Here is a 20,697-nt window from a genome sequence, read left to right on the forward strand (position 1 = left end):
AATTCCCATGTCCGCACAGTGGCTCGTCGCCCTAACTTTTATCGCCTACCTGGCGTTGATTCTGGTGATCGGCATTTACGCCTATTTACGCACCAAAAATGCCAGTGACTATTTCCTCGGTGGCCGTTCGCTGCCTCCAGCTGTAGCAGCCTTGTCGGCTGGCGCTTCGGATATGAGCGGTTGGTTACTGCTGGGTTTGCCCGGAGCTGCTTATGCTGCCGGTCTCTCCGCAGGCTGGATCGCTATAGGCCTGTTCTCGGGAATTGTGTTGAGTTGGGTTAGCATGGGGCGTCGCCTGCGTATTTATACCTATGAGTTGGATGACTCCCTCACAGTTCCCGCTTACCTGGATCGTCGCTTCAAAATGGGGCACCCCTACCTGCGCACGGTATGCGCGGTCTTTATCCTGCTGTTTTTCCTCTTCTATGTGGCTTCTGGTCTGATTGCCGGCGGCAAGCTATTTGAAACGGTATTCGGTTGGGATTACCACTGGGCGGTAATTGTTGGTGCTATAGCTGTCATTTCCTACACGCTGTTTGGTGGGTTCCTGGCGGTATCCTGGACTGATGTGTTTCAGGGCTTATTAATGAGCGCTGCTCTAATTGCCGTACCTCTGGTTGTGATTTCGGACCAGGGCGGTTTTTCCGCCAGCTGGGCCCAGTTGCAAGCGCAGCAACCGCAATTAACGCATTGGCTCACAGATGGCAGCGGCCAGGCATTGGGCTTAGTCGCGATTCTCAGCTCTTTGGCCTGGGGGCTGGGTTACTTTGGTCAGCCCCATATCCTGGCGCGCTTTATGGCAGTTCGCAGCCCCGATGATGTGCCAGCAGCGGCAACCGTTGCCGCGGTGTGGTCCCTGATCGGTTTTCTCGGCGCCATGGCGGTGGGTCTCTTTGCCCATCTGCAAATGGAACAAGGGCTGCCCGATGGTGAGACTGTCTTTATGGAGCTGGTTCAGGTGTTGTTCCACCCGATTGTTGCCGGTGTGCTGTTGGCAGCGATTCTCTCAGCCATCATGAGTACGGCAGATTCCCAGCTGTTAGTGTCATCTGCGGCATTGGCGGAAGATATCTATCATGTTTGGTTTGGTCGCAAGACCAGTCCGGAGGCCATGGTTAAAGTGGGGCGCTGGGCTGTTGTTGGGCTCTCCCTGATCGCGGTGTGGATCGCGATGGACCCGGATTCCAAGGTTTTGGATGTGGTGAGCTATGCCTGGGCAGGACTCGGTGCCGCGTTCGGCCCGGCACTGTTGATCAGCCTTTACTGGTCCCGTATGACGGGCAGTGGAGCCATTGCCGGGGTTCTTGTCGGTGGGCTTACCGTAGTGATTTGGGAGCAGCTGTCTGGGGGAATCTTCGATATCTATGAGTTGCTGCCAGGTTTCATTTTCTCAGCAGCTGCTATCGTCATAGTTAGCGCGCTGACGAAATGCCCGGAAACTGTGGCCTCCCAACACAAGAAACTGCTGGGATAAGCCCGGGGGCTGCGGGGCCCTGTTGCATTGGCCCGGCCACTTGTCTGCAGTGCAGAGGACGCGTCCTACTCATGGGCGCGACTGTTGTGAAGCGAAAAGGATTTCCATCCGCAGCGATTATTCAAATAGCGGTTGGAGATACTGAGTGATCAAAGTTCATCTCGGTGATATCACACGATTGAACGTCGATGTCATCGTCAACGCCGCCAATACACGCCTGCTCGGCGGTGGTGGTGTGGACGGGGCCATTCACCGTGCCGCAGGTCCTAAGCTACTGGAAGCTTGTCGAAGTATCGGCGGCTGTCCAGTTGGCGAGGTCCGTGCTACCAGCGCTTTCTCAATCCCCGTTAAACGTATTTATCACACGGTCGGACCCGTTTGGCGCGGGGGCCGTCTGGGTGAGCCAGAGCTGCTATCGAGCTGCTATCGCCAGTGTCTGGCCTTAGCGCGGCGAGAGAGCATGTACTCTATAGCCTTCCCCGCGATTAGCTGCGGTGTTTACGATTACCCTCCCAGGCAGGCTGTGGAAATTGCTGTAGAGCAGGTACAGCAACACCAGGAGAGGGAAGGGGCGCCAGTGAGTATTGTTTTTTGTTGTTTCGACGAGGAAATGGCAGAGCTCTATCACACCCAATTGGATGCCTATGTGCGGCGTTAGCTGATTACTTTGCGCTTTTGCCTGATACATTCGGCCATTGATTGCGTTGCAGCTGTTTAGCAAGATGAGCGTCTGACAATAAAAAATAAGAAAAGGAGATTGTCATGCGCAGTGCCCAACAGTGGTTTGCCGAATATGGTGAAAGCCATCAGAACCCCGTTAATAAATCTATTCACTGGATTGCGGTACCAGTGATTTACGCCACCGTCGCTGGCCTCTTATGGGCCATACCCCAGCCGCAGTTTATGGCATCAATACCCTGGTTAAATTGGGCCGTAGTGATCACAGTGCCGGTGATGTTGTTCTATTTCGCCCTGTCATTCTCCATTGGCCTGGGGATGACTGCACTAACGCTAGTGTGCCTGTGGGCCTGGTCTGTGGTAGAGCGGCTGGGAATACCCGTCTGGCAAACCGCGCTGGGACTGTTTGTGCTGATGTGGATTTTTCAGTTTATCGGTCACCACATCGAAGGGAAAAAACCTTCCTTCTTCAAGGATATTCAATTCCTGCTTATCGGCCCCGCCTGGGTGATAGGCTTCATCTATCGAAAGCTGGGAATTCAGTACTGATTTCATGTGTTGTTAGCAAGCAAGAGGGGCGATGGATCAGTCGTCTCTCTTGTGATCTAACTCCGCAAATTGGGGCTAGCGGTTGTAATGGACCGGCACCTCTAAAGTCTCTTTCACTTCCTCCATTACCACATAGCTGGTGCACTCCTGTACCTCCGGTAGAGTCAGAAGGGTCTCACCATAAAACTTACGGTAGGCGCTCATATCGGCAACTCGTGCCTTGATCAGGTAATCGAAGTTGCCTGATACCAGGTAACACTCCTGTACTTCCGGCAGGGCTGCTACAGCATTGCGGAACTCTTCGAAGGCGTCCTGGGCGGAACGGTTTAGGCGAATCTGCACAAAAACCACCAGGGCTGCGTCGAGAAACTCTGGATTGATCAGCGCGGTATAGCCCTGAATAACCCCATCGTTTTCCAGCCGTTTCACCCGCTCGACACATGGCGTAGCAGTCAATCCCACTTGACGAGCTAGCTCTGCATAGCTGGTACGGCCATTTTTTTGCAGAACCCGCAAGATATTGCGGTCTACGGTATTCAGCTCTCCCGCGCGCTTGCGCATATCTTGTTTCCTTTGTGGGCGATCAGATCAATAAATAGTCTTATTGCTATTGTAAGTAGTTGATTCCACTAGTTTGTTAAAAATTCTTACAGAAATCCACTTTTAAAGTGGCCCTATACTGGGTAAAACACAGAAAGTAGGCGTAGCTCCAAGTTTTTTGCGGAGACTACGCCAAACGCAGAGATTAAGGAGCAGAAAATGTTGATTGGCGTCCCGAAAGAGATCAAAAACCACGAGTACCGTATTGGCCTGACGCCGTCTAGTGTTCGCGAACTGATCGGCCATGGTCACCAAGTAATCGTACAGAAAGATGGCGGTGCCGCTATCGGTTTTACTGATGAAATGTACGAGCAGGCCGGAGCCAAAATCATTGAGACTCCGGAAGAGATCTTTGCTACTGCCGATATGATCGTCAAGGTGAAAGAGCCGCAGCCCAATGAGTGCGAAATGCTGCGCCCAGGGCAGGTTCTCTACACTTATCTCCACCTTGCTCCAGACCCCAAGCAAACCGAGCTATTGGTAAAATCTGGTGCAACCTGCATCGCTTATGAAACTGTGACTGACCGCTTTGGCGGCCTGCCTCTGCTGGCCCCCATGTCCGAAGTTGCCGGCCGTATGTCTGTACAGTGTGGTGCGCATCATCTGGAAAAAGCCCAGGGCGGCCTCGGTGTACTGCTGGGTGGTGTTCCCGGTGTTGCACCTGCCAAAGTGCTTATCATCGGTGGTGGTGTTGTTGGTACCAATGCCGCCAAGATGGCGCTGGGTATGGGTGCCGACGTCACCATCTTGGATCGTTCATTGCCACGTCTGCGTCAGCTGGATGACATTTTTGGTGGTGCTGTACGCACCGAGTACTCTACGAATGATGCGATTGAAAAGCACGCCCTGGAAGCAGACCTGGTCGTAGGTGCAGTGCTGATTCCTGGCGCCGCAGCTCCCAAGCTGCTGACCCGCGATATCATCAGCCGTATGAAGAAGGGTGCAGTGGTAGTGGATGTAGCTATCGACCAAGGTGGCTGTTTCGAAACCTCCAAAGCGACCACTCACCAGGAGCCCACTTACGTTGTCGATGGTGTAGTGCACTACTGTGTGGCCAACATGCCCGGTGGTGTAGCACGCACCTCCACCATGGCTCTGAACAACGCTACCCTGCCTTACGCTGTAGCCCTGGCAAACAAAGGCGCTAAGCAGGCGTTGCTGGATGATGCCAACCTGCTGGAAGGTCTGAATGTTCACGCCGGTATGGTGACTTACAAGGCAGTTGCCGATGTACTGGGATATGAGTTTGTAGATCCGAAGCTGGCTTTGCAAAAAGTAGCTGAGGCGGAAGGCGCCGTAGCTTAATGTGGTGCGGCTGCGTCAGCCGCACCTTGAACAAGAAAGCGGTAACGCGCTTGTTTTGAAGGGAAATTTTCCCCGGAGCGCTCTTTGGCGTTCCTCTCTGTGAGACCTGGTGGCTTGTGCCACCATTGTAGCCGCGTTTAAACGCGGCTTTTTTATTGCTAATTTATCGTTACCCTTGAACGATAGCTCCGCTTCCCCTAAGAAAAAATAGTTTTGCTCCTTAACTATTTTTCATTTTTCAATAAATACAATGATTTGTGTCGTAAAAAAAGGAGGCCGCGGTGGCCTCCCTTTAGATGTCTATTTATCCAGCCTTATTCGCTTCTTCTTCCCTGATTCTGGCCGGACTTTAATAGCTAGAGTAGCCAAACTTCAACTCGACGATTTTTAATTTTTGCGCTGGAGTTATTCGAGGCGATTGGGAGGTAAGCACCAAAACCCTGCACTGGCGCGGTACTAATTTTATAATCGCGCAGAGCTGAACGTACGGTAACTGCGCGAAGTTTGGATAGGATAACCGAACGTTCAGGGCTGACTTTCTCATCGCCAAACCCGACAAGTAATAGTTTTCGACCTTGGTTCTGTGGCTTTTCCATGTACTTTGCCAGCCTTTCAATATCCTGCTGAGCCTTGTTATCCAGGGAAGCACTGCCCTCGGAGAAACGGAAATTGATACTGAGTCGCTCAGCATTTCGGGTAAGCTTCAAATATTCGCTTGGTCCTTCCCGAGAATCCTCTGGTTTAAAGCCGATGGGAGTTTGCGCGACGAATCCAGAGGATTTCACCTGTTCCTGTCCCAGCTCACTCTGTACAAAACGCAGAAATTCTTTCGCTGTAGAGTTGGAGGAATAAATCGGAGTGTATAGGAAAAGGCGGCGTGACAGTGGGTAGTCTTCCGTAGCAATGGTTAGGTGCTCTGGAGCCTGCGGCAGAGTATTTTGGTCAGAAACGGCTACAGCCTTTGCCTGACGAATGGATGCTAGCCCAACAAAACCGATTCCGCGCGGATCAGAGGTAACACGGTCGGAAAGTTGATCATTGGACTCGAAGCGCTTGGCCCTGCTGGTGAGAGCGTAACGCTTGCCAAGCACCAAGCTTTTAAAAGTATCCCAGGTACCTGATTGGTCGTCTCGGGCATAAACGTTAATTCGCCCTTTGCCTTTACCGAGTTCCGACCAGTCTTTAATTTGACCAGAAAAAATAGCACTTATTTGCTGTAGGGTCAGTTGGTGAAGTGGGTTGCGTGGATGCACTATTATGGCCAGTCCATCTATGGCAATGACATGCTCCGCATTGCGGCTGCGCATATCGCCCAGCGTGCTCAGCTCTGTGAACTCACCGTCTTTGATTGGGCGCGAAGCCATGGCGATATCGGCCTTTGCCAGCTTTAACCCAGTAAAGCCCGTACTGGAACCATGTGCAGCAATATCGACAAATACAGAATTGTTGCCAACTTTTGCCTGAATACGGATTTCGTTGGGAGCGTCTAGTGGCTGGACACTAATGTCATTCGCCCCTTTCGCAATGAAATAGTCTTGAACCAAGTTGGGTGCCAGTTGTGCGCCAATAGTATTGGAGCCGTGTAGGCTAAATAGCTTTCCAGTGCTGTCTGAAGGAAAAGGAGGAAGTTCAGCGGCGGCGAAAGGGCTTAGAAGGTTAGTAGCAAGCAGTATTAATAGTATTAATGAGCGGCACAGTCGTTGAAGAAAAAGGTACATGTGATCTCAGAGCCTAGGGAAGTAAAACGAGGCCGCAAAATATGTCTTAATTGTGACAAAATGATGAAATATTCATGAAGGAAGCGTGCAAAAGTCTCAAATTTGAGTCCAGGACAATTTGCGGTAAACAAGACCATATTGCCGTAGCTTTTTGAAAGCTTTGGGCGAGCGATATTAATGGCTTGTGAAATAAATATGAGAAGTATGGGTCACATGCACTGTGAAATTGGCATGTGACCACGACTCGAGACTTACACTTAACAGGAGGGGAAAAGTCGGCTTACCAGAACTGGTAGGGCTGTTTCCACTCGGAGAATTCGTGGGCCCAGGTGTACAGAGTGAAACCCCACTTCTTTTAACTTCTCAACTTCGTAGGCAATAAACCCCCCTTCAGGACCAATTGCCAGGGTGCAGGCCTCTCCGATATCTACTGGGCAAGCTGTGCCACCGACCGGGTGAGCAACCAGTTTTTGAGAGCCCTGACACAGCTCAGGTAGCTCATCTTCCACAAAAGGTTTAAAGCGTTTGCGCAATAGAATTTCTGGCATTTGTGTGTCGACGGCTTGCTCGAGCCCAAGCAGGCATTGTTCAAAAAGCTTTTTCTCTTCTAGCCATGGGGTTTGCCAATAAGACTTTTCCACCCGGTAGCTATTGATCAAGACCAGCTTTTTAACTCCCAGTGCGGTGACATGCTGGATAATGCGCTTCAGCATTTTGGGACGTGGCAGCGCCAGGATCAGGGTGATGGGAGGAGGTGGTGGAGCGTTTTTACTTAGCTCCACCCGGAGCTCTACTTGCTGATCGGCGAGAGTAGTGATTTGCCCATAGCCGATATTTCCGTCCAGCAGACCCACACGCAGTTGCCGACCGGGCTCGGCCCGGTGAACATTGACAATATGTTCTAGCCTACGGCCAGAGAGACGGACGATATCAGGGCTGATAAAGTCCGCTTCTTGCAAAAGAATCAGATTCAAAATCAAGTCTCTTGAGACTATGGAGAATTGTTGGTTTTAGTGGCTTTTACAGGGGCTAGAGCTTAGCACTGGCAATGGCTCCTTTGCCGAGCCCCTCATAGGCTCGCACTTTGACTTCACTGCCGGGGTACTGTTCGGCAAGAGTCGTGGCGATATATTGAGCCAGCTGCTCAACAGTGGTATCGCAATCCAAAATTTCACAGGCGCTTGCGGGCAATTGCAAAGTGAAATCTCCCTGTTGGGCTCTGTAGGCGAAGACCAGGCTATGTCCATTCTCTTTATTTTCTTCGCGCAGGTCTTCACGGGTACCCAGGTAAATATCTTTCCAACGTTGAGACCACTTTTGCTCTAGCGATTTGTCTCTCTTTTCATTAACAAAAATTTGGATGCGAGAGCGGTGGCCGTGGGCAATACGCTGGCAATTGCCCTGATGTTTTTTCAGTCCGTGGCTGTAGTGGTAAAAGGCATCCTGAATTTGCTCGTCTTCAAAAGATAGCTTGAGCTGCTCAACACTGGCAGGGAAGGAGTTAGCCAGTTGCTGAACACTCCAGCGGGCAACACTTTCAGCATTGATGCTATCGCTCTCTACTAGGGCGAATGCCTGTTCTGGTCCAGATACTGAAATCTGCTCGCCGCTTGCGAGTTGCCACTTGAGAGAGATATTGCCGTCTTGATGGGCTAGCGCCAGGCCAGGGGCGAGGATCGGAACCAGGAGGCGGTGATCCAGCTGATCATCTAGCCAGTGGCGCAATGTCTTTTTAACGATACCAAAATCGCAAACCATGCCCTGGTGATCGAGAGCCCCATCCAGGGCGGCATTCGCTAGCCAGGTTTCGCCCACTAAACCACGCTGGTGGTCCAGGTAGCTGAAATCAACATTGGTCAAATTATCGACAAACAGATGCATGGTTAACTCTTCAGAAGGGGATAAAGTAGTAGTCGCCTATTATAACCTGTTAATAGGGCTGGAACTTGCGCCTTTAACCCTCTATAATCGCGCCCTCTTCGGATGCACCGAAGATCGTTGTGGTGGCCCTTCCGGTCCCCTCGCAATGAGCAGCTGCGAACCCCGCCAGGCCCGGAAGGGAGCAACGGTAGCAGTGGTATCATGTGCCGAGGGTGTTGCTGGTTGGGCTGCCTCCTTAAACGCCTTCCTTTTTAAAGCTTTCCCTGATTCTTCGCCAGATGGCCTCTGAGGCTAATCGTCTCGCTGTCTGTTGGCAGCCGTACCCGATCACGCCGTATTTTTCCCCAGAAACCGCCGAATACGTGAGATTTTGTGTCGATCTGTAGCTAACTCATAAGCTTACCGTCGCTGCTAGCAGCTTGCTTATGCTATAAACGGCGACAGTTATAGCTAGGCCCAATAACGATTATTTGAGGGGAAGATGAAGAAAGTTGCTCTTGCCATTGCCGCTGCAGTAGCGCTGTCTGCCTGTGACAGCAATCAGCAGTCACCAAAATCCATGGGGGTGGCTCAGGCCACCGCAGAAAACCCAGCGGCCAAAAATGGCCCGCTGACTGCTGAGGATGCCAAGGCATTCCTCAATGATGCCCAGGCCCGCCTTGAGAAAATGGCTCAGGAAATGAGCCACGCCGCTTGGTTGGCATCCACTTATATCAATCTTGATTCGCAATATGTAGAAGCCCTCGCTTCCGAGCGCTATACAACGATGGCTGTGGAGCTCGCTTCGGAAGCGGCAAAGTTTAATGACTTGGAGCTCGACCCAGATACCCGTCGCCAATTGACCATGCTGAAGCAGGGTTTGGTGTTCCCGGCGCCGAAAGATCCGGCTTTGACCGCTGAGCTGGCGCAAATCGGCTCGAAAATGCAGGGTATGTATGGTGCCGGTAAGTACTGTCGGGAAGAGGAAGGGGCTGAAAAGTGTTACACCCTGACCGAGATGGGTCAGGTTATGGCTAGCAACCGCGACCCAGAGCTGCTCAAGGATTTGTGGGTGGGCTGGCGTAAAGTTTCCCCTCCTATGAAGCCTCTGTATGAGCGTCAAGTGGAGATCGGCAATGCCGGCACTGAGGAGCTGGGTTACGATAACCTGAGTGTTTTCTGGCGCTCCAAATACGATATGGAGCCAGATGCCTTCGCTGCCGATATGGATGCTCAGTGGGGCAAAGTGAAGCCTTTGTATGAGGCATTGCATTGCCATGTACGCGCCAAGCTAAATGATCACTACGGTGATGAGGTAGTACCTGCTCAGGGTAAAATCCCCGCACATCTGCTTGGTAATATGTGGGCTCAGGAGTGGGGCAATGTCTATGACCTGGTCAAAGACGATGACATGCAGGCACCCTATGACCTGACTCAGCTCGTTGTTGACTCGGGGATGAGTGAGCAGGATATGGTCAAGGCGGGTGAGAAGTTCTTTACTTCTCTCGGCTTCAAACCATTGCCCAAAACTTTCTGGGAGCGTTCTCAGTTCACGCAGCCCCGTGATCGCGATGTTGTCTGTCACGCCAGCGCCTGGAATATGGACGGCCAGGATGATATCCGCATCAAGATGTGTATTAACAAGACCGGAGAAGATCTGGTTACTATCCATCATGAACTGGGGCACAACTTCTATCAGCGCATTTATAAGGAGCAGCCCTTCCTCTATAAAGAGGGGGCCAACGATGGTTTCCACGAAGCTGTCGGCGATACCATTGCCCTGTCTATCACACCTAAGTACCTGAAGGAAATTGGCCTGATGGATGAGGTGCCGGATGAGAGCAAAGATATCGGTTATCTGATGCAGCAGGCGCTGGATAAAATTGCTTTCCTGCCTTTTGGTTTGCTGGTAGATAAGTGGCGCTGGCAGGTTTTCAATGGTGAGGTTCAGCCGGCTGATTACAATAAGGCTTGGTGGAAGCTGCGCGAGGAGTATCAGGGTATCCAGGCCCCGGTAGAGCGCACCGAAGCGGACTTCGATCCAGGTGCCAAGTACCATATTCCCGGCAACACTCCTTATGCCCGCTATTTCCTTGCTCGCATTCAGCAGTTCCAGTTCCACCGCGCATTGTGTGAAGCTGCTGGTGAGACCGGGCCACTGCATCGCTGCTCTATTTATCAAAATGATGAAGCGGGCAAGAAATTGCGTACCATGTTGGCTATGGGTGCCAGTAAGCCTTGGCCGGATGCGATGGAAGCTTTGACAGGCCAGCGCGATCTGGATGCATCTGCAATTATCGATTACTTCCAGCCTTTGATGGCATACTTGGAAGAGCAGAACAAGGGTCGTCAGTGCGGCTGGTAATCTGCTAGCTTTGCGAGAAGTGGCCAAAAAAGGGGAGTGTTACTCCCCTTTTTTTGTTTAAAAAATGTCAGGACTGCATTTGAGTTAAGGGGACTTCAATTTCAGAAAACTCTACAGCGGCTTTAATAAAAGCCTCCATTGGAGGGTGAAGTGATCCAGTACCGGCCATATAGCGATTCATATTTTTGTGTGCCAGGCCTGAGTTGATTGTTGGGGTTGTATTGGTCTTGACGATCTTTAATAGGTCGAATCCAAGCGGTGGCCCCCGATCATCAATACCTGGAGTTAAGAAAGAATCACTCTCTGAGTGTGCAATGCTATACATCTTGAGAGTGTTGTCGATCGTATCCAGGTTTGAACCGGATAGTGATTTCACAGTACCACCAAGCCCTACGGTTTCGGTTATTGCGCTGTCACCCATATCGCGGTTGACATCCGCAGGCGTAATTCCGGGCATCAAAAAACCGCGTCCAACACCGGCTAAGCCGGTAAACCATTTTTCACCGAGTCCTGATATCTTGATGCCGAACTCGGTACCATTACGCGCCATGGTTGTGATAATACTGCTGTGTGGTATGCCATTACCCGCATCCGCAATCGCTTTACAGGTGGCCATGATGGCATTCAGGGAAAATGATTCATCTTGGTAAATCTGTGAGGCAATTTTCTCTATCCACTCTTTTTTAGGGCTGGCCTTGATAACACCAGGGAGGAGGATTCTGGAGAATATTAAAGTGGCAGCATTGGTCATTACATGGCAGTCATCGCCCATAAGTAGGCTTCTGCCGATGATTGGCAGGAAGTCAATCCCATCGACATCGGCAATGGCTTGATTGAGAACTGGGGCCACATTGTTCTCAACCCAGTGGAGGTAATCAATAGCACTTTTTTCGTAAACGCCAAAGCGAATGGAGCTTCCGCGAAAATCACCTCTATCATCACTGAGGTTGGAGTAAGTTCTATAGCCAGAGAGTTGGTCCTCAACAATATACACTGACATTGAAGAGGTAATAATGCCGGCCATTGGTCCTACGGCATTGTGATCATGGCAGGGCTCTAAATCCACCTCCCCTTTTTTCATCATCTCTATGGCGGCTTCTTTGTTTTTTGCGAGCCCTTCAAATAGGAGGCCGGCAATAATTGCCCCCTTTAAAGGGCCCGAGGCCTGGTTCCATGTGATTGGTGGGCCGGCGTGTAAAATCAGATTCTTACGCATGCCGGGTATGTGATCCCCAGCTTTGCCAATCCCGATTAATATCGGCACGGACTGCTTCATACGTTTTATGGTTTCGTCATTAGCTTGTTGATTTAGGCCTCGGAATTTTGGCGTTGCCAGCTTTTCCAGAAGCTCCTCCATGCTGGGCCTAAATTCAACATCTGTTTTCATGACTATTCTCTTGAGTCCAGCAAGCTGGCATATTGCTTGGTAACGACATCCATATCGCGCAGCATCAAGTCTGTAGTGCCAGTAATTACTTGAATCTGACGCTGTTCAGATAATTTCATTTCCCCTTCAAAGCCTCGGCTGGCATAGTTGAGATGATCTTTGGCTTTGAGAAGGTTACTGCTGATTTCAGGGGTGTTGAGTGTGCTTTCCAGAAGGCGGGTTAGGCGACTGGAGTACTCTGTAAGATCTTGTTGTAGCCCTTGCTCCGCTTCAGCTGGTGAGATGTTCCAAAGTTTAGCAGCATAATTCTTGCAAATTCTTTGAGAAAGCATTCGCTGCCGACCGGCAATGTTGATTAGTTCGGCAGAATTGTGATTGGCGAGTTGCTGTAATTTAACCACGTAGCTGTGCGTTTCTGTTAATAGTTTATTGCTGCGCAGGAATAAGTCGGTTGCTCCTTCCCTGGTTACCGGTTGCAGACTGAGTTGCTTAAAGGGTTGCCATTCGCTCTGTACTTTTTTTAGCTGATCTTTGATTTTTTCTGCAGCTGGGAACGTATTGAGTTTCTGATTGTTACGCTCAAATTCCTGCACTGACCGTTTCAATACTTTCTGGTGGCGTTGTGCTTCGGGTTGTACACCGTTTAGGATAAATGCTTGAGTGATTCTTTGAGATAGCATTCGTTGACGCCCGGCTATATTAATTGCCTCTCCCATGGATAATGCTGCAACATCAAGACTTGCTATTAGTAGGAGAAATACCACGGTTAGTTTCATGTTTTACTCTTTTGGTTTGACTTTTTAAGTTTGAGGTTTTGGGCCTGCCTGCTAGTTTTTCTGCTGCCCCATTTCAGACTTATTAATGAGAGGATTACCTTTCTGTTTTAGAGCCACTGTTGTCACTCACTATGGCATGTTACAAAAATTATCTAGAAAGCTGGTGTTCTCGATAAAGTCATTTGGTTTTCTTTTAAGTGAGTATTATTAATTTGTATATTTTCAATAATGAGTCGATTTTCGATGTTGTGTTGTTTTTCTTAATTGTTGAGGTGGCTATATAACAAATTACTTTCGATAGATATCTAACCACTAATTCTTAATATTGCTATTAAGTGGTATTGATGCTGATGCTGATGGGGGTGAGGTGTTGGTGGGTTTGGAGGCGCTAGGGTGAGAGGTCGATAGGAGAATTAAAAAAGGCCCTACCGGGGTAGAGCCTTTTGTTTGTCGAGAGGGCGAACTACTTAGAAGCTGTAGTTTACACCTGCACTGAATAGCCAAGCCTCGGTCTTGGTGGTGCCGCCATCGTAGTATGCGAAAACAGCTCCAGGCTCTGAAACTTCCTGGATTCGCTCATCATCACCCCAGATGAAAGCGAAGCCAGCATCAACACTCAGGCGATCATTGTGAGTGTAGGTGCCGCCCAGGGTCAGCCATTGACGGTCGGTATCGGGGATAGACAGTGTGCGCCAAGTAATTGGTAAATCGAAGCCTGTCTCTTCTCTAATAACTTCCTCTTCGTGGCGATTGAAGCCGTCACGAGCTGCACCTTCGTCATGGGCGTAACCAAAGCGTACGGTTACATTGTCATTAAAGAAGTATTCGGCGGCAAGGCTGAAGCGGGAGCCGCTCTTAAAGTTTTCCTCTTTAAGTACTTTAGGGTCCCACTCGGCGCCGCCCGCTGGAACAAATGCGGCTAGGCGCTCGAAGCGATCCCAGTTCGTGTACATATAGCCAACAGCGATAGCCCAGTTGTTATCGTAACGATGGTATAGACCCAGCTCCAGGGTGTCGGGTAGGTTCAGGGTCAGGCTGCCGCTGGCATCATCAAAGGGATCTTCTGCGGGGGTAACATCCGAATTAACATCACCCTTTAGCTTGGGGTCGTACTTTGCGTGGTAAGAAATACCTGCGCGGGTGTTGTCACTAATGCGCCACAGGGCGCCGACTGTCCAGCTTACATCCCAGCCATCCCCTTTAACATCCAAGATAGTTGCATCGGCCAGAGCAGGAACAACTTCGTAATCTGTGGGGAAGGTGGTTAATAATTCTGCTTCGGCGTAGAGGAAGTTAATAGATGCGCCGATACTAAAGGTGTCATTAATATCGTAAGCAACAGAGGGCTGGATATTAAGGGTCAACAAGTTGGTTTTGTTGGCGATGATGGTGCCGGGGAAGCTGTCGGGGAAATCAGTCTCAAGACCGAAATCTGTGTACATAGCTAAGCCCCAGGACCAATCATCATTGATTGGTGCTGCCAGATACCCATTGGGGATAAAGGCGCTGGTGGCATAGTCGCTAGCGTCAGCCACAGAAGAGCTAACGGCAACATATCTGCCAAGTTGCGGGCTAAAAGCGTAGTTAGTAACTGTTCCGGCCACGTCGATTTCGGGGTCGACGTAGGTGAGGCCGCCAGTCAAAGTATAAGTATCAAATAGTGCAGAACCAGCCGGGTTGCGGGCTAGGATGGAGGCATTATCACCGATAGTGTTTTCGGCAGCGAAGGCACGGCCAAGGCCGGATGCGCTGGTTTCCTGAAGGTAGAAGCCCGCGGCCATAGCGCCTTGGGAAACGGAGCCGATTGCTGCGGCTAAAACTGCATGTCGCAGGTATTTCTTATTCATGAGAGCCCATCTCTAAGTCTGCTGATTACTGAAAACCATAAGTAGCATTGGAAATGCTGGGATATGGAGGGAAGGCCATTAGATTTATATAGATGCCTTCCGTTTTCGTAGCAAATCCCTCGCTTTTAAACAGGTTAGGCAACAAGGAATTGCCTGTGCAAGGGAAAGGAGTCACTTTATAAAGAGAAAGGAGGCAAAAATCCATCAAATGTGAATATTTTTTTTGCCTCTGTAAAAAAATGGCAATTTATTGGCCAGCACCGACACTTTTGCCATTGATAGATAGCTTTTTCAAAGTAATTTGGTACTTTTTGCCATTCTCCTCACGTTGTACCAGCTTCACTAAGGCGTAGTTCCATTGAGGTGCAATCCAGACGGTCGTCTCTCTTTCTGAGTCCGCATCTCTAACCCGGCGTACCTTTATTGCTTCTACTTTCCCCATTGGTGTTTTTACTACTTCGGTGCCCTCTTTGGCGAAAGTGTACTTGCGAATCTTCTTACCGTCGGCGACCTCATACTGGAGATTTTCTTTGCCTGCGGCGACATCCAGTGTTAGCTGCATTTGATAGCTCAACTTATCCAGGATGTTTGGCGATACGTTTTCCATATCCCGTTCTGGGTTGGAGACGTTGAACACCATGCCTTTGTCGGGTTCGAAGCTGAGAATTGTACCGCGATCGCGGCCGAGTCCTTTGCGGCGATACTCATAGTGGTAGGGGGTAATATTGCCGTCCTGGCTGATAAAGCGGGAATATTCTTTAATACTGGCAAAAAGCGCAAAGGTATTAAAGTCCAGCCGCCAACTCCCTTCTTGCCCAGTAAGCTCACGAGTGGCTGTAACACTAATGCCGTTGTACCTTGCGGTATAAGTCGCCTTAAAGGGTTCCAATTGGCTGGCGAGAGATTGAGTGGAGAGAAAGAGAAAAAACAGAGAGGAGAAAAAAATGCGCACGACAGAGCCTCGCAAAATCTGAACCTCTTTGAATACTAGCTGGCGCGACCCGCAAAGTACATTGCAATGCTGATCCCGCCAGCTTGGCTTTGCTTAACTATCGATTCTGGCGCCACTAAGAGGTAGAAGCTCGCCGTCCAGTTGCGAGCGGTCTGCCAGCATTTTTAGGCGCCCCTGGGCAAACCAGGTAACAGCCATGGGGTAAATGACGTGTTCCTGTACCTGAACCCGCTTTGCCAAAGATTCGGGAGTGTCCCCTTCCTTTATAGGTACGGCGGCTTGAACGATGGGTGGTCCGCCATCGAGCTCTTCGGTGACAAAATGAACGGTAACACCGTGCTCACTATCACCGGCTTCCAGAGCACGCTGATGGGTATGGAGCCCTTGATATTTTGGCAGTAAAGAGGGGTGAATATTGAGCAGGCGACCGCTGTAGTGGCGAACAAACTCGGGAGTGAGGATACGCATAAACCCGGCCAGGACAACCAAATCCGGCTGATGGCTGTCGATTTCTGCGATTAGCGCCTGGTCGAAGCTTTCTCTGCCGGAGAAGTTGCGATGGTCGACCACTGATGTGGGGACTCCGGCCTCGGTGGCGCGCTTGAGGCCGAAGGCCTCGGGCTTATTGCTGATTACTGTGCAGACGGAAAAGTCTGCCCCGGCATTTGCCGAGGCATCCAGGAGCGCCTGCAAGTTGCTGCCGCTACCGGAAATCAGCACGGCAACTTTGCATACTCCCTGTGACATTACAGGCCCGCCAGCTCTACGGTATCTGCGCCTGCCACAGCATCTTCGATTTTGCCCACGACGAAGGCGTCTTCACCTGCTTGCTTCAGGGTTTGCAGTGCTTGGTCGGCTTGTTCCGCAGGTACGCAAATTACCATACCGACACCACAGTTGAAGGTGCGGTACATTTCACGGGCGTCGATGTTGCCTGCCTGTTGGAGCCAGCGGAACACTTCGGGCATCTCCCAGCTAGTGACGTCTACACGAGCAAGGCAGCCTTCCGGGAGTACGCGGGGCAGGTTTTCCAGCAGGCCGCCGCCGGTGATGTGGCTGAGGGCATTTACCTGGACGCTCTTCATCAGTTGCAGCAGATTCTTAACATAGATGCGGGTGGGGGCCATCAATGCCTTGGCTAGCGTTTCGCTACCGCATTCCTGTTGTAAATCGGCGCCACTGACTTCGAGTACCTTTCGGATTAAAGAGTAGCCATTGGAGTGGGGGCCGCTGGAAGCGAGTCCAATGAGCACATCACCACTCTTTACTTTTTTGCCATCAATAATCTCGGATTTCTCCACGACCCCGGTGCAGAAACCGGCCAGATCGTAGTCGTCGCCTTCATACATGCCGGGCATTTCGGCGGTTTCGCCACCGACCAGGGCACAGCCTGCCAACTCACAGCCTTTACCAATACCGGAGACAACCTCAGCGGCGATATCCACATTCAGCTTGCCAGTGGCATAGTAGTCGAGGAAGAAAAGTGGTTCGGCACCTGCTACCACCAAGTCATTGACACACATAGCAACCAAGTCGATACCAATGGTGTCGTGGATGCCCAGGTCCATAGCCAGGCGCAATTTGGTACCCACGCCATCGGTGCCGGAGACCAAGACTGGCTCTTTATAGCCGCTGGGGAGTTGGCAGAGAGCGCCAAAACCGCCCAGGCCTCCCATGACTTCCGGGCGGGAAGTGCGCTTGGCGACATGCTTGATACGCTCTACCAGGGCGTTACCTGCGTCGATATCGACACCGGCGTCTTTATAAGAGAGGGATGTTTCAGCGGATTGCGGCTTGGAATCGCTCATGATTCTTCCTGCAGTGGGTCTTCGAAGGGCGCGTATTCTAGCCGGGTCTTGGTCCGGTAGCCACGCCCAGTGGGCATCTCAATGAAGGAATCTGGTATTTATCTTCAGTTAAACGGCTAGAAACCCTCTAATAGTGAGAACTCGGGGCTGAGAGAAGTCGCCGACGCTGATACAATAGCCCCAATTTTTATCCCAGCCGTGGATTTTGGCGTCTTGCGCAATAACAACGATTTCGTGCAAGCTCACGGGTTGGAATGAGGTTTGGAGAAGAATCCTATGCACAAGCTGCTCCGGCAGGGATTGGTGTTGCAGTTTTTGGTCCTGTTGTTCGGTGCCCTAATTCTGCCAGTCCAGGCTCGAGTTATCTCGGACCTGTATGAAGTGGTCGAGGCTGTACCGAGCCGTGGGGCTACTGACCGCGCGAGTGCTGGCAGCCGGGGGCTGGAGCGGATATTTATGCGTGTCACCGGAGACGCCGCAATTGGCAGTAATCCAAATTTGCAGCCTATCCTGCAGAAAGCCCAGCATTTCCTAGAAGGTTACCGCTACACCAGCGAAGATAACCAGCTCTACCTTCATCTCTCTTTTGATCCCCAAGCTATTTCCAGGCAAGTCCATCAGTTGGGTTTGCCGATGTGGCCCAATAATCGCCCCGGCACTCTGGTGTGGCTGGCTGTGGATACCCTAAAGGAAGGGCGCAGTATCCTCAGGGAAGAAGATGCCCCGGAGCTCTTTTCGGTATTGGACGCTATGGCTGTGGAGCGCGGTGTGCCATTGGATTTCCCGGTGATGGACCTCAATGATCAGCACAATATGCCTCTTGGTGACCTTTGGGCTCAGAGTGAACAGGCCGCAGAGCGCGCTGGTTTACGCTACAGGCCGGATGCCACTTTGATGGGGCGCTTGCTTCAGGCGTCGGGACGCCGCTGGCAGGCTGATTGGTTATTACTGCACGGTGGTCGCAGTTATGCCTTTGATAGCAATGGTGGCTCTTTGGAAGAGGTTGCACTGCGCGGTGTTAATCAGATGGCTAACTTGCTTGCCCAACGCTATGCCGTGCGCCCCGGTATTGAGGATGCCCAACAGGGCTCAATTTTTGTGGAGTTATCTGGCGTGGATAGCTTTGCCGATTACGCAGAGGCCTCGGCCTATTTACAGGGACTGGCGCAGGTGAGCAGTGCAAATCTCCTTTCTGTGGAGGGAGATCGGATGCGCTTGGCATTGAGTGCCACCGTAGGCCTACGCAATTTGCGCGATACCCTGGCGTTAAATCATAAGTTGCGAGCACATGGGGACGAGGATGCCATTGAGTTGAATGGGCACCGTGCACCTTTGGGCAGCGCTGATAATCCGTTGCGCTATCGTTGGGATTGAGATGAGTATTCCGCAACAGTTGCCGCTGGGAGTATCCCTGCGAGACGATGCTACCTTCGATAACTTTTATCTGTCGGAGTCGGACCCCAACCGCCAAGTTGTAGCTCTGCTGCAGTCATTTGCCAGTGGGCAAAATCCCGAAGCGGTGATTTACATCTGGGGGGATGCAGGAAGTGGTGTTAGCCACTTGCTGCAATCTGCTTGTCAGAGTGCCGAGGCCAATGGTCGTAGTTTCCAATATATTCCTATGGCTGAATTGATGGCCATGGACCCGGTTGTACTGCTCGACGGCCTCGAGCAGTTGGATCTGGTGTGTATTGATGACCTGCACTTGTTAGAGGGGCAGCCCGAGTGGCAGACGGCGATGTTCCATTTATACAACCGGGTCAGAGACAGCGGTAGGCAGTTATTATTAGGGGCGCGAAAATCTCCGCGGGGGATGGATATCTCCTTGGCTGATTTGTTGTCGCGCCTGCAGTGGTCGCTGGTATTCCAGTTACAGCCAATGAATGATCGCGACAAAGTGGCTGCCTTGCGCAGGCGTAGCCGCCTGCGCGGCTTCGATCTGCCTGAAGATGTGGCGCAATACATTTTGCACCGCGCGCCTAGGGATACTCGCGCACTGTTCCTGCTGTTAGAGCAGTTAGATAGGGCCTCCCTGATGGCACAGCGTAAAATTACCATCCCCTTTGTAAAGCAGGTGCTGGATATCTAGGGTATCCAATTTGCCCCTAAGCCTAACTCAGTAGTTGACCTAGGAGACTGTCAAAGAGTTCTGGGTCATCTGCCGCCGCCCCTTCTATAACCCCCCCCCTTTGCTTCCTCTTTTGTTCCCAGGTTTGTATTCAATCTGGTGGTGACTAGAGCTGCACTTCTATTCTTCTTCTGTGAATTGGCTTTCATCGACCATATTAAATGGTGGTGGCCGCAGGGGCTGCATGGTGGTCTCCGTCTGCTTTTACCTCCAATGCCCACAGTTTGAGGAAATTGTTATGCCGAATATTCATAAAGTCCTCTATGTGAGCCATGCTGCTGAAGATGAGTCCAGTGGGTTGTTACAGGCTTTTGCCATAGCCCGCAATAATCATGCGGAAATTAAGGTGCTGCTGGTTTGCCCAGCGGTACCGGCGGGGTTTGAGGACTTTAGTAGCTTCTGTGTTAAGGCAATGCTGGAACGTGTAAATGAAGGAATTGCCGCAGCTCGAGAGCGTATGAAACTGTCGAAAGAGCAGGTGAATATAGAGATCGAATCTGACTGTGGTCCACGCCCTGCAGAGAGAGTTATTCGCCGCGTACTTAGCGAAGGTTACGATCTGGTAATTAAAAATGTGGAGGGGCTGAGCCAGCTCAAGGGCTTCAAAGCCATTGATATGGAGTTATTACGCAAGTGCCCCTGCCCAGTGTGGCTGTGTCGTCCCATAGAGCGTGCGCACACTGAGATAAGGGTGGCCGTGGCGATTGACCCCGAGTGTGATGAGGGGAGTACTTACGATCTGGCGATCCGCTTACTACGCTGGGCGCGGGTGTTGGCGGATAGTTGTAACGGTATTTTACACGTTGTTTCCTGCTGGGATTATGACGTTGATGAGTTCTTGCGTCGTCACTTCCCTATCAGCGCCTCTGAAGAGGAGCTGGACCAGGCTACAGAAGCGGCTCGATCTCAACACCGCTCAAAATTGGATGTACTTATTCGGGCTGCGGGTATCGGCGGGGATATTCAAGTTCACCATGTCATTGCTCACCCAGATAGCTATATTCCCCTGCTGATCGATGAGGAGGAGCTGGATCTCCTCATCATGGGTACTGTGGGTCGTGCGGGTATACCCGGTTTTATTATGGGAAACACTGCCGAGAATATTCTGCAAAAGGTGAGTTGCTCTCTGCTTGCGTTAAAGCCCAGTGATTTTGTTTCTCCCATCAAGATATAGCGCTTAATATGGGTGTGCGGTGTGTCGGCAGTATAATTTTTTCTATGACCTAGCTGGCCATGACTCACTCAGGGTA

Annotated in this window: 18 protein-coding genes and 1 other RNA gene; 9 read left to right on the forward strand and 10 right to left on the reverse strand. The window is 51.1% G+C overall.

The genetic code is table 11. The features are described 5' to 3' along the window. Positions 1-7: 7 nt before the first annotated feature. The 3 genes from putP to ACJJIO_RS15455 all read left to right on the forward strand — a co-directional run bounded on the left by putP (position 8) and on the right by ACJJIO_RS15455 (position 2,701). Complete coding sequence (putP, locus tag ACJJIO_RS15445) at positions 8-1,474, forward strand: sodium/proline symporter PutP (RefSeq protein WP_444885723.1); 1,467 nt, start codon at positions 8-10, stop codon at positions 1,472-1,474. A 145-nt stretch (positions 1,475-1,619) separates the two neighbouring features. Then, positions 1,620-2,132, forward strand: a complete 513-nt coding sequence (locus ACJJIO_RS15450) for an O-acetyl-ADP-ribose deacetylase (protein WP_252085015.1) — start codon at positions 1,620-1,622, stop codon at positions 2,130-2,132. A 104-nt stretch (positions 2,133-2,236) separates the two neighbouring features. Next, positions 2,237-2,701: an Mpo1 family 2-hydroxy fatty acid dioxygenase gene (locus tag ACJJIO_RS15455; protein ID WP_252085016.1), complete on the forward strand. Its 465-nt coding sequence runs from the start codon at positions 2,237-2,239 to the stop codon at positions 2,699-2,701. Between the two features lie 75 nt (positions 2,702-2,776). Here ACJJIO_RS15455 and ACJJIO_RS15460 read toward each other — a convergent pair whose 3' ends face one another. Then, positions 2,777-3,262: an Lrp/AsnC ligand binding domain-containing protein gene (locus ACJJIO_RS15460; RefSeq protein ID WP_152452263.1), complete on the reverse strand. Its 486-nt coding sequence runs from the start codon at positions 3,260-3,262 to the stop codon at positions 2,777-2,779. Positions 3,263-3,460: 198 nt separating this feature from the next. Here ACJJIO_RS15460 and ald point away from each other — a divergent pair, with 198 nt between their 5' ends. Beyond that, positions 3,461-4,606, forward strand: coding sequence for an alanine dehydrogenase (gene ald, locus ACJJIO_RS15465; protein WP_252085017.1), 1,146 nt, complete (start codon positions 3,461-3,463; stop codon positions 4,604-4,606). Positions 4,607-4,962: 356 nt separating this feature from the next. Here ald and ACJJIO_RS15470 read toward each other — a convergent pair whose 3' ends face one another. From ACJJIO_RS15470 to ACJJIO_RS15480, 3 genes are all read right to left on the reverse strand, one after another. After that, a complete protein-coding gene (locus ACJJIO_RS15470) occupies positions 4,963-6,324 on the reverse strand; it encodes a substrate-binding domain-containing protein (RefSeq protein WP_444908996.1) in 1,362 nt (453 codons plus the stop codon). Between the two features lie 257 nt (positions 6,325-6,581). Further along, on the reverse strand, positions 6,582-7,298 hold the full coding sequence (locus tag ACJJIO_RS15475; RefSeq protein ID WP_444908997.1) for a 16S rRNA (uracil(1498)-N(3))-methyltransferase: 717 nt from the start codon (positions 7,296-7,298) through the stop codon (positions 6,582-6,584). A 55-nt stretch (positions 7,299-7,353) separates the two neighbouring features. Next, on the reverse strand, positions 7,354-8,205 hold the full coding sequence (locus ACJJIO_RS15480; RefSeq protein ID WP_252085020.1) for a 6-carboxytetrahydropterin synthase: 852 nt from the start codon (positions 8,203-8,205) through the stop codon (positions 7,354-7,356). A 129-nt stretch (positions 8,206-8,334) separates the two neighbouring features. Between ACJJIO_RS15480 and ffs the strand changes: the two genes are divergently transcribed. After that, positions 8,335-8,432: signal recognition particle sRNA small type (ffs, locus tag ACJJIO_RS15485), an RNA gene on the forward strand. Positions 8,433-8,686: 254 nt separating this feature from the next. Further along, the gene (locus tag ACJJIO_RS15490; RefSeq protein WP_444908998.1) at positions 8,687-10,549 is read left to right on the forward strand and encodes a M2 family metallopeptidase; all 1,863 of its coding nucleotides are present in this window, start codon (positions 8,687-8,689) and stop codon (positions 10,547-10,549) included. Positions 10,550-10,616: 67 nt separating this feature from the next. Here the strand turns inward: ACJJIO_RS15490 and ACJJIO_RS15495 are convergent, their stop codons facing one another. The 6 genes from ACJJIO_RS15495 to purM all read right to left on the reverse strand — a co-directional run bounded on the left by ACJJIO_RS15495 (position 10,617) and on the right by purM (position 17,319). Then, complete coding sequence (locus ACJJIO_RS15495) at positions 10,617-11,936, reverse strand: YlbE family protein (RefSeq protein ID WP_444890973.1); 1,320 nt, start codon at positions 11,934-11,936, stop codon at positions 10,617-10,619. 2 nt (positions 11,937-11,938) lie between these two features. Beyond that, positions 11,939-12,712: a type IV pili methyl-accepting chemotaxis transducer N-terminal domain-containing protein gene (locus tag ACJJIO_RS15500; RefSeq protein ID WP_444908999.1), complete on the reverse strand. Its 774-nt coding sequence runs from the start codon at positions 12,710-12,712 to the stop codon at positions 11,939-11,941. A 467-nt stretch (positions 12,713-13,179) separates the two neighbouring features. Then, positions 13,180-14,559, reverse strand: coding sequence for an OmpP1/FadL family transporter (locus ACJJIO_RS15505; protein WP_444885715.1), 1,380 nt, complete (start codon positions 14,557-14,559; stop codon positions 13,180-13,182). A 247-nt stretch (positions 14,560-14,806) separates the two neighbouring features. After that, a complete protein-coding gene (locus tag ACJJIO_RS15510; protein ID WP_444909000.1) occupies positions 14,807-15,526 on the reverse strand; it encodes a DUF3108 domain-containing protein in 720 nt (239 codons plus the stop codon). A 78-nt stretch (positions 15,527-15,604) separates the two neighbouring features. Continuing rightward, the gene (purN, locus tag ACJJIO_RS15515; protein WP_444885713.1) at positions 15,605-16,258 is read right to left on the reverse strand and encodes a phosphoribosylglycinamide formyltransferase; all 654 of its coding nucleotides are present in this window, start codon (positions 16,256-16,258) and stop codon (positions 15,605-15,607) included. Beyond that, positions 16,258-17,319, reverse strand: a complete 1,062-nt coding sequence (gene purM / locus ACJJIO_RS15520; RefSeq protein WP_444909001.1) for a phosphoribosylformylglycinamidine cyclo-ligase — start codon at positions 17,317-17,319, stop codon at positions 16,258-16,260. The genes purN and purM overlap by 1 nt, the downstream gene beginning before the upstream one ends. 276 nt (positions 17,320-17,595) lie before the next feature. Between purM and ACJJIO_RS15525 the strand changes: the two genes are divergently transcribed. From ACJJIO_RS15525 to ACJJIO_RS15535, 3 genes are all read left to right on the forward strand, one after another. Next, the gene (locus ACJJIO_RS15525) at positions 17,596-18,693 is read left to right on the forward strand and encodes a DUF2066 domain-containing protein (protein WP_252085028.1); all 1,098 of its coding nucleotides are present in this window, start codon (positions 17,596-17,598) and stop codon (positions 18,691-18,693) included. A 1-nt stretch (position 18,694) separates the two neighbouring features. Continuing rightward, positions 18,695-19,408: a DnaA regulatory inactivator Hda gene (hda, locus tag ACJJIO_RS15530; protein WP_252085029.1), complete on the forward strand. Its 714-nt coding sequence runs from the start codon at positions 18,695-18,697 to the stop codon at positions 19,406-19,408. A 277-nt stretch (positions 19,409-19,685) separates the two neighbouring features. Then, a complete protein-coding gene (locus tag ACJJIO_RS15535) occupies positions 19,686-20,621 on the forward strand; it encodes a universal stress protein (RefSeq protein ID WP_444885710.1) in 936 nt (311 codons plus the stop codon). The last annotated feature ends 76 nt before the right edge of the window (positions 20,622-20,697 follow it).

This window comes from Microbulbifer mixtoriginis (SeqCode) (genome assembly GCF_052467235.1).

Bases quoted from the DNA above. Each gene is read 5' to 3' on its own strand.
- hda (WP_252085029.1), top strand. From the start codon at position 18,695: ATGAGTATTCCGCAACAGTTGCCGCTGGGAGTATCCCTGCGAGACGAT.
- ACJJIO_RS15500 (WP_444908999.1), bottom strand. From the start codon at position 12,712: ATGAAACTAACCGTGGTATTTCTCCTACTAATAGCAAGTCTTGATGTT.
- ACJJIO_RS15455 (WP_252085016.1), top strand. From the start codon at position 2,237: ATGCGCAGTGCCCAACAGTGGTTTGCCGAATATGGTGAAAGCCATCAG.
- ACJJIO_RS15505 (WP_444885715.1), bottom strand. From the start codon at position 14,559: ATGAATAAGAAATACCTGCGACATGCAGTTTTAGCCGCAGCAATCGGC.
- ACJJIO_RS15490 (WP_444908998.1), top strand. From the start codon at position 8,687: ATGAAGAAAGTTGCTCTTGCCATTGCCGCTGCAGTAGCGCTGTCTGCC.
- ACJJIO_RS15470 (WP_444908996.1), bottom strand. From the start codon at position 6,324: ATGTACCTTTTTCTTCAACGACTGTGCCGCTCATTAATACTATTAATA.
- ACJJIO_RS15495 (WP_444890973.1), bottom strand. From the start codon at position 11,936: ATGAAAACAGATGTTGAATTTAGGCCCAGCATGGAGGAGCTTCTGGAA.
- ald (WP_252085017.1), top strand. From the start codon at position 3,461: ATGTTGATTGGCGTCCCGAAAGAGATCAAAAACCACGAGTACCGTATT.
- ACJJIO_RS15525 (WP_252085028.1), top strand. From the start codon at position 17,596: ATGCACAAGCTGCTCCGGCAGGGATTGGTGTTGCAGTTTTTGGTCCTG.
- ACJJIO_RS15460 (WP_152452263.1), bottom strand. From the start codon at position 3,262: ATGCGCAAGCGCGCGGGAGAGCTGAATACCGTAGACCGCAATATCTTG.
- purM (WP_444909001.1), bottom strand. From the start codon at position 17,319: ATGAGCGATTCCAAGCCGCAATCCGCTGAAACATCCCTCTCTTATAAA.
- putP (WP_444885723.1), top strand. From the start codon at position 8: ATGTCCGCACAGTGGCTCGTCGCCCTAACTTTTATCGCCTACCTGGCG.
- ACJJIO_RS15480 (WP_252085020.1), bottom strand. From the start codon at position 8,205: ATGCATCTGTTTGTCGATAATTTGACCAATGTTGATTTCAGCTACCTG.
- ACJJIO_RS15535 (WP_444885710.1), top strand. From the start codon at position 19,686: ATGCCGAATATTCATAAAGTCCTCTATGTGAGCCATGCTGCTGAAGAT.
- purN (WP_444885713.1), bottom strand. From the start codon at position 16,258: ATGTCACAGGGAGTATGCAAAGTTGCCGTGCTGATTTCCGGTAGCGGC.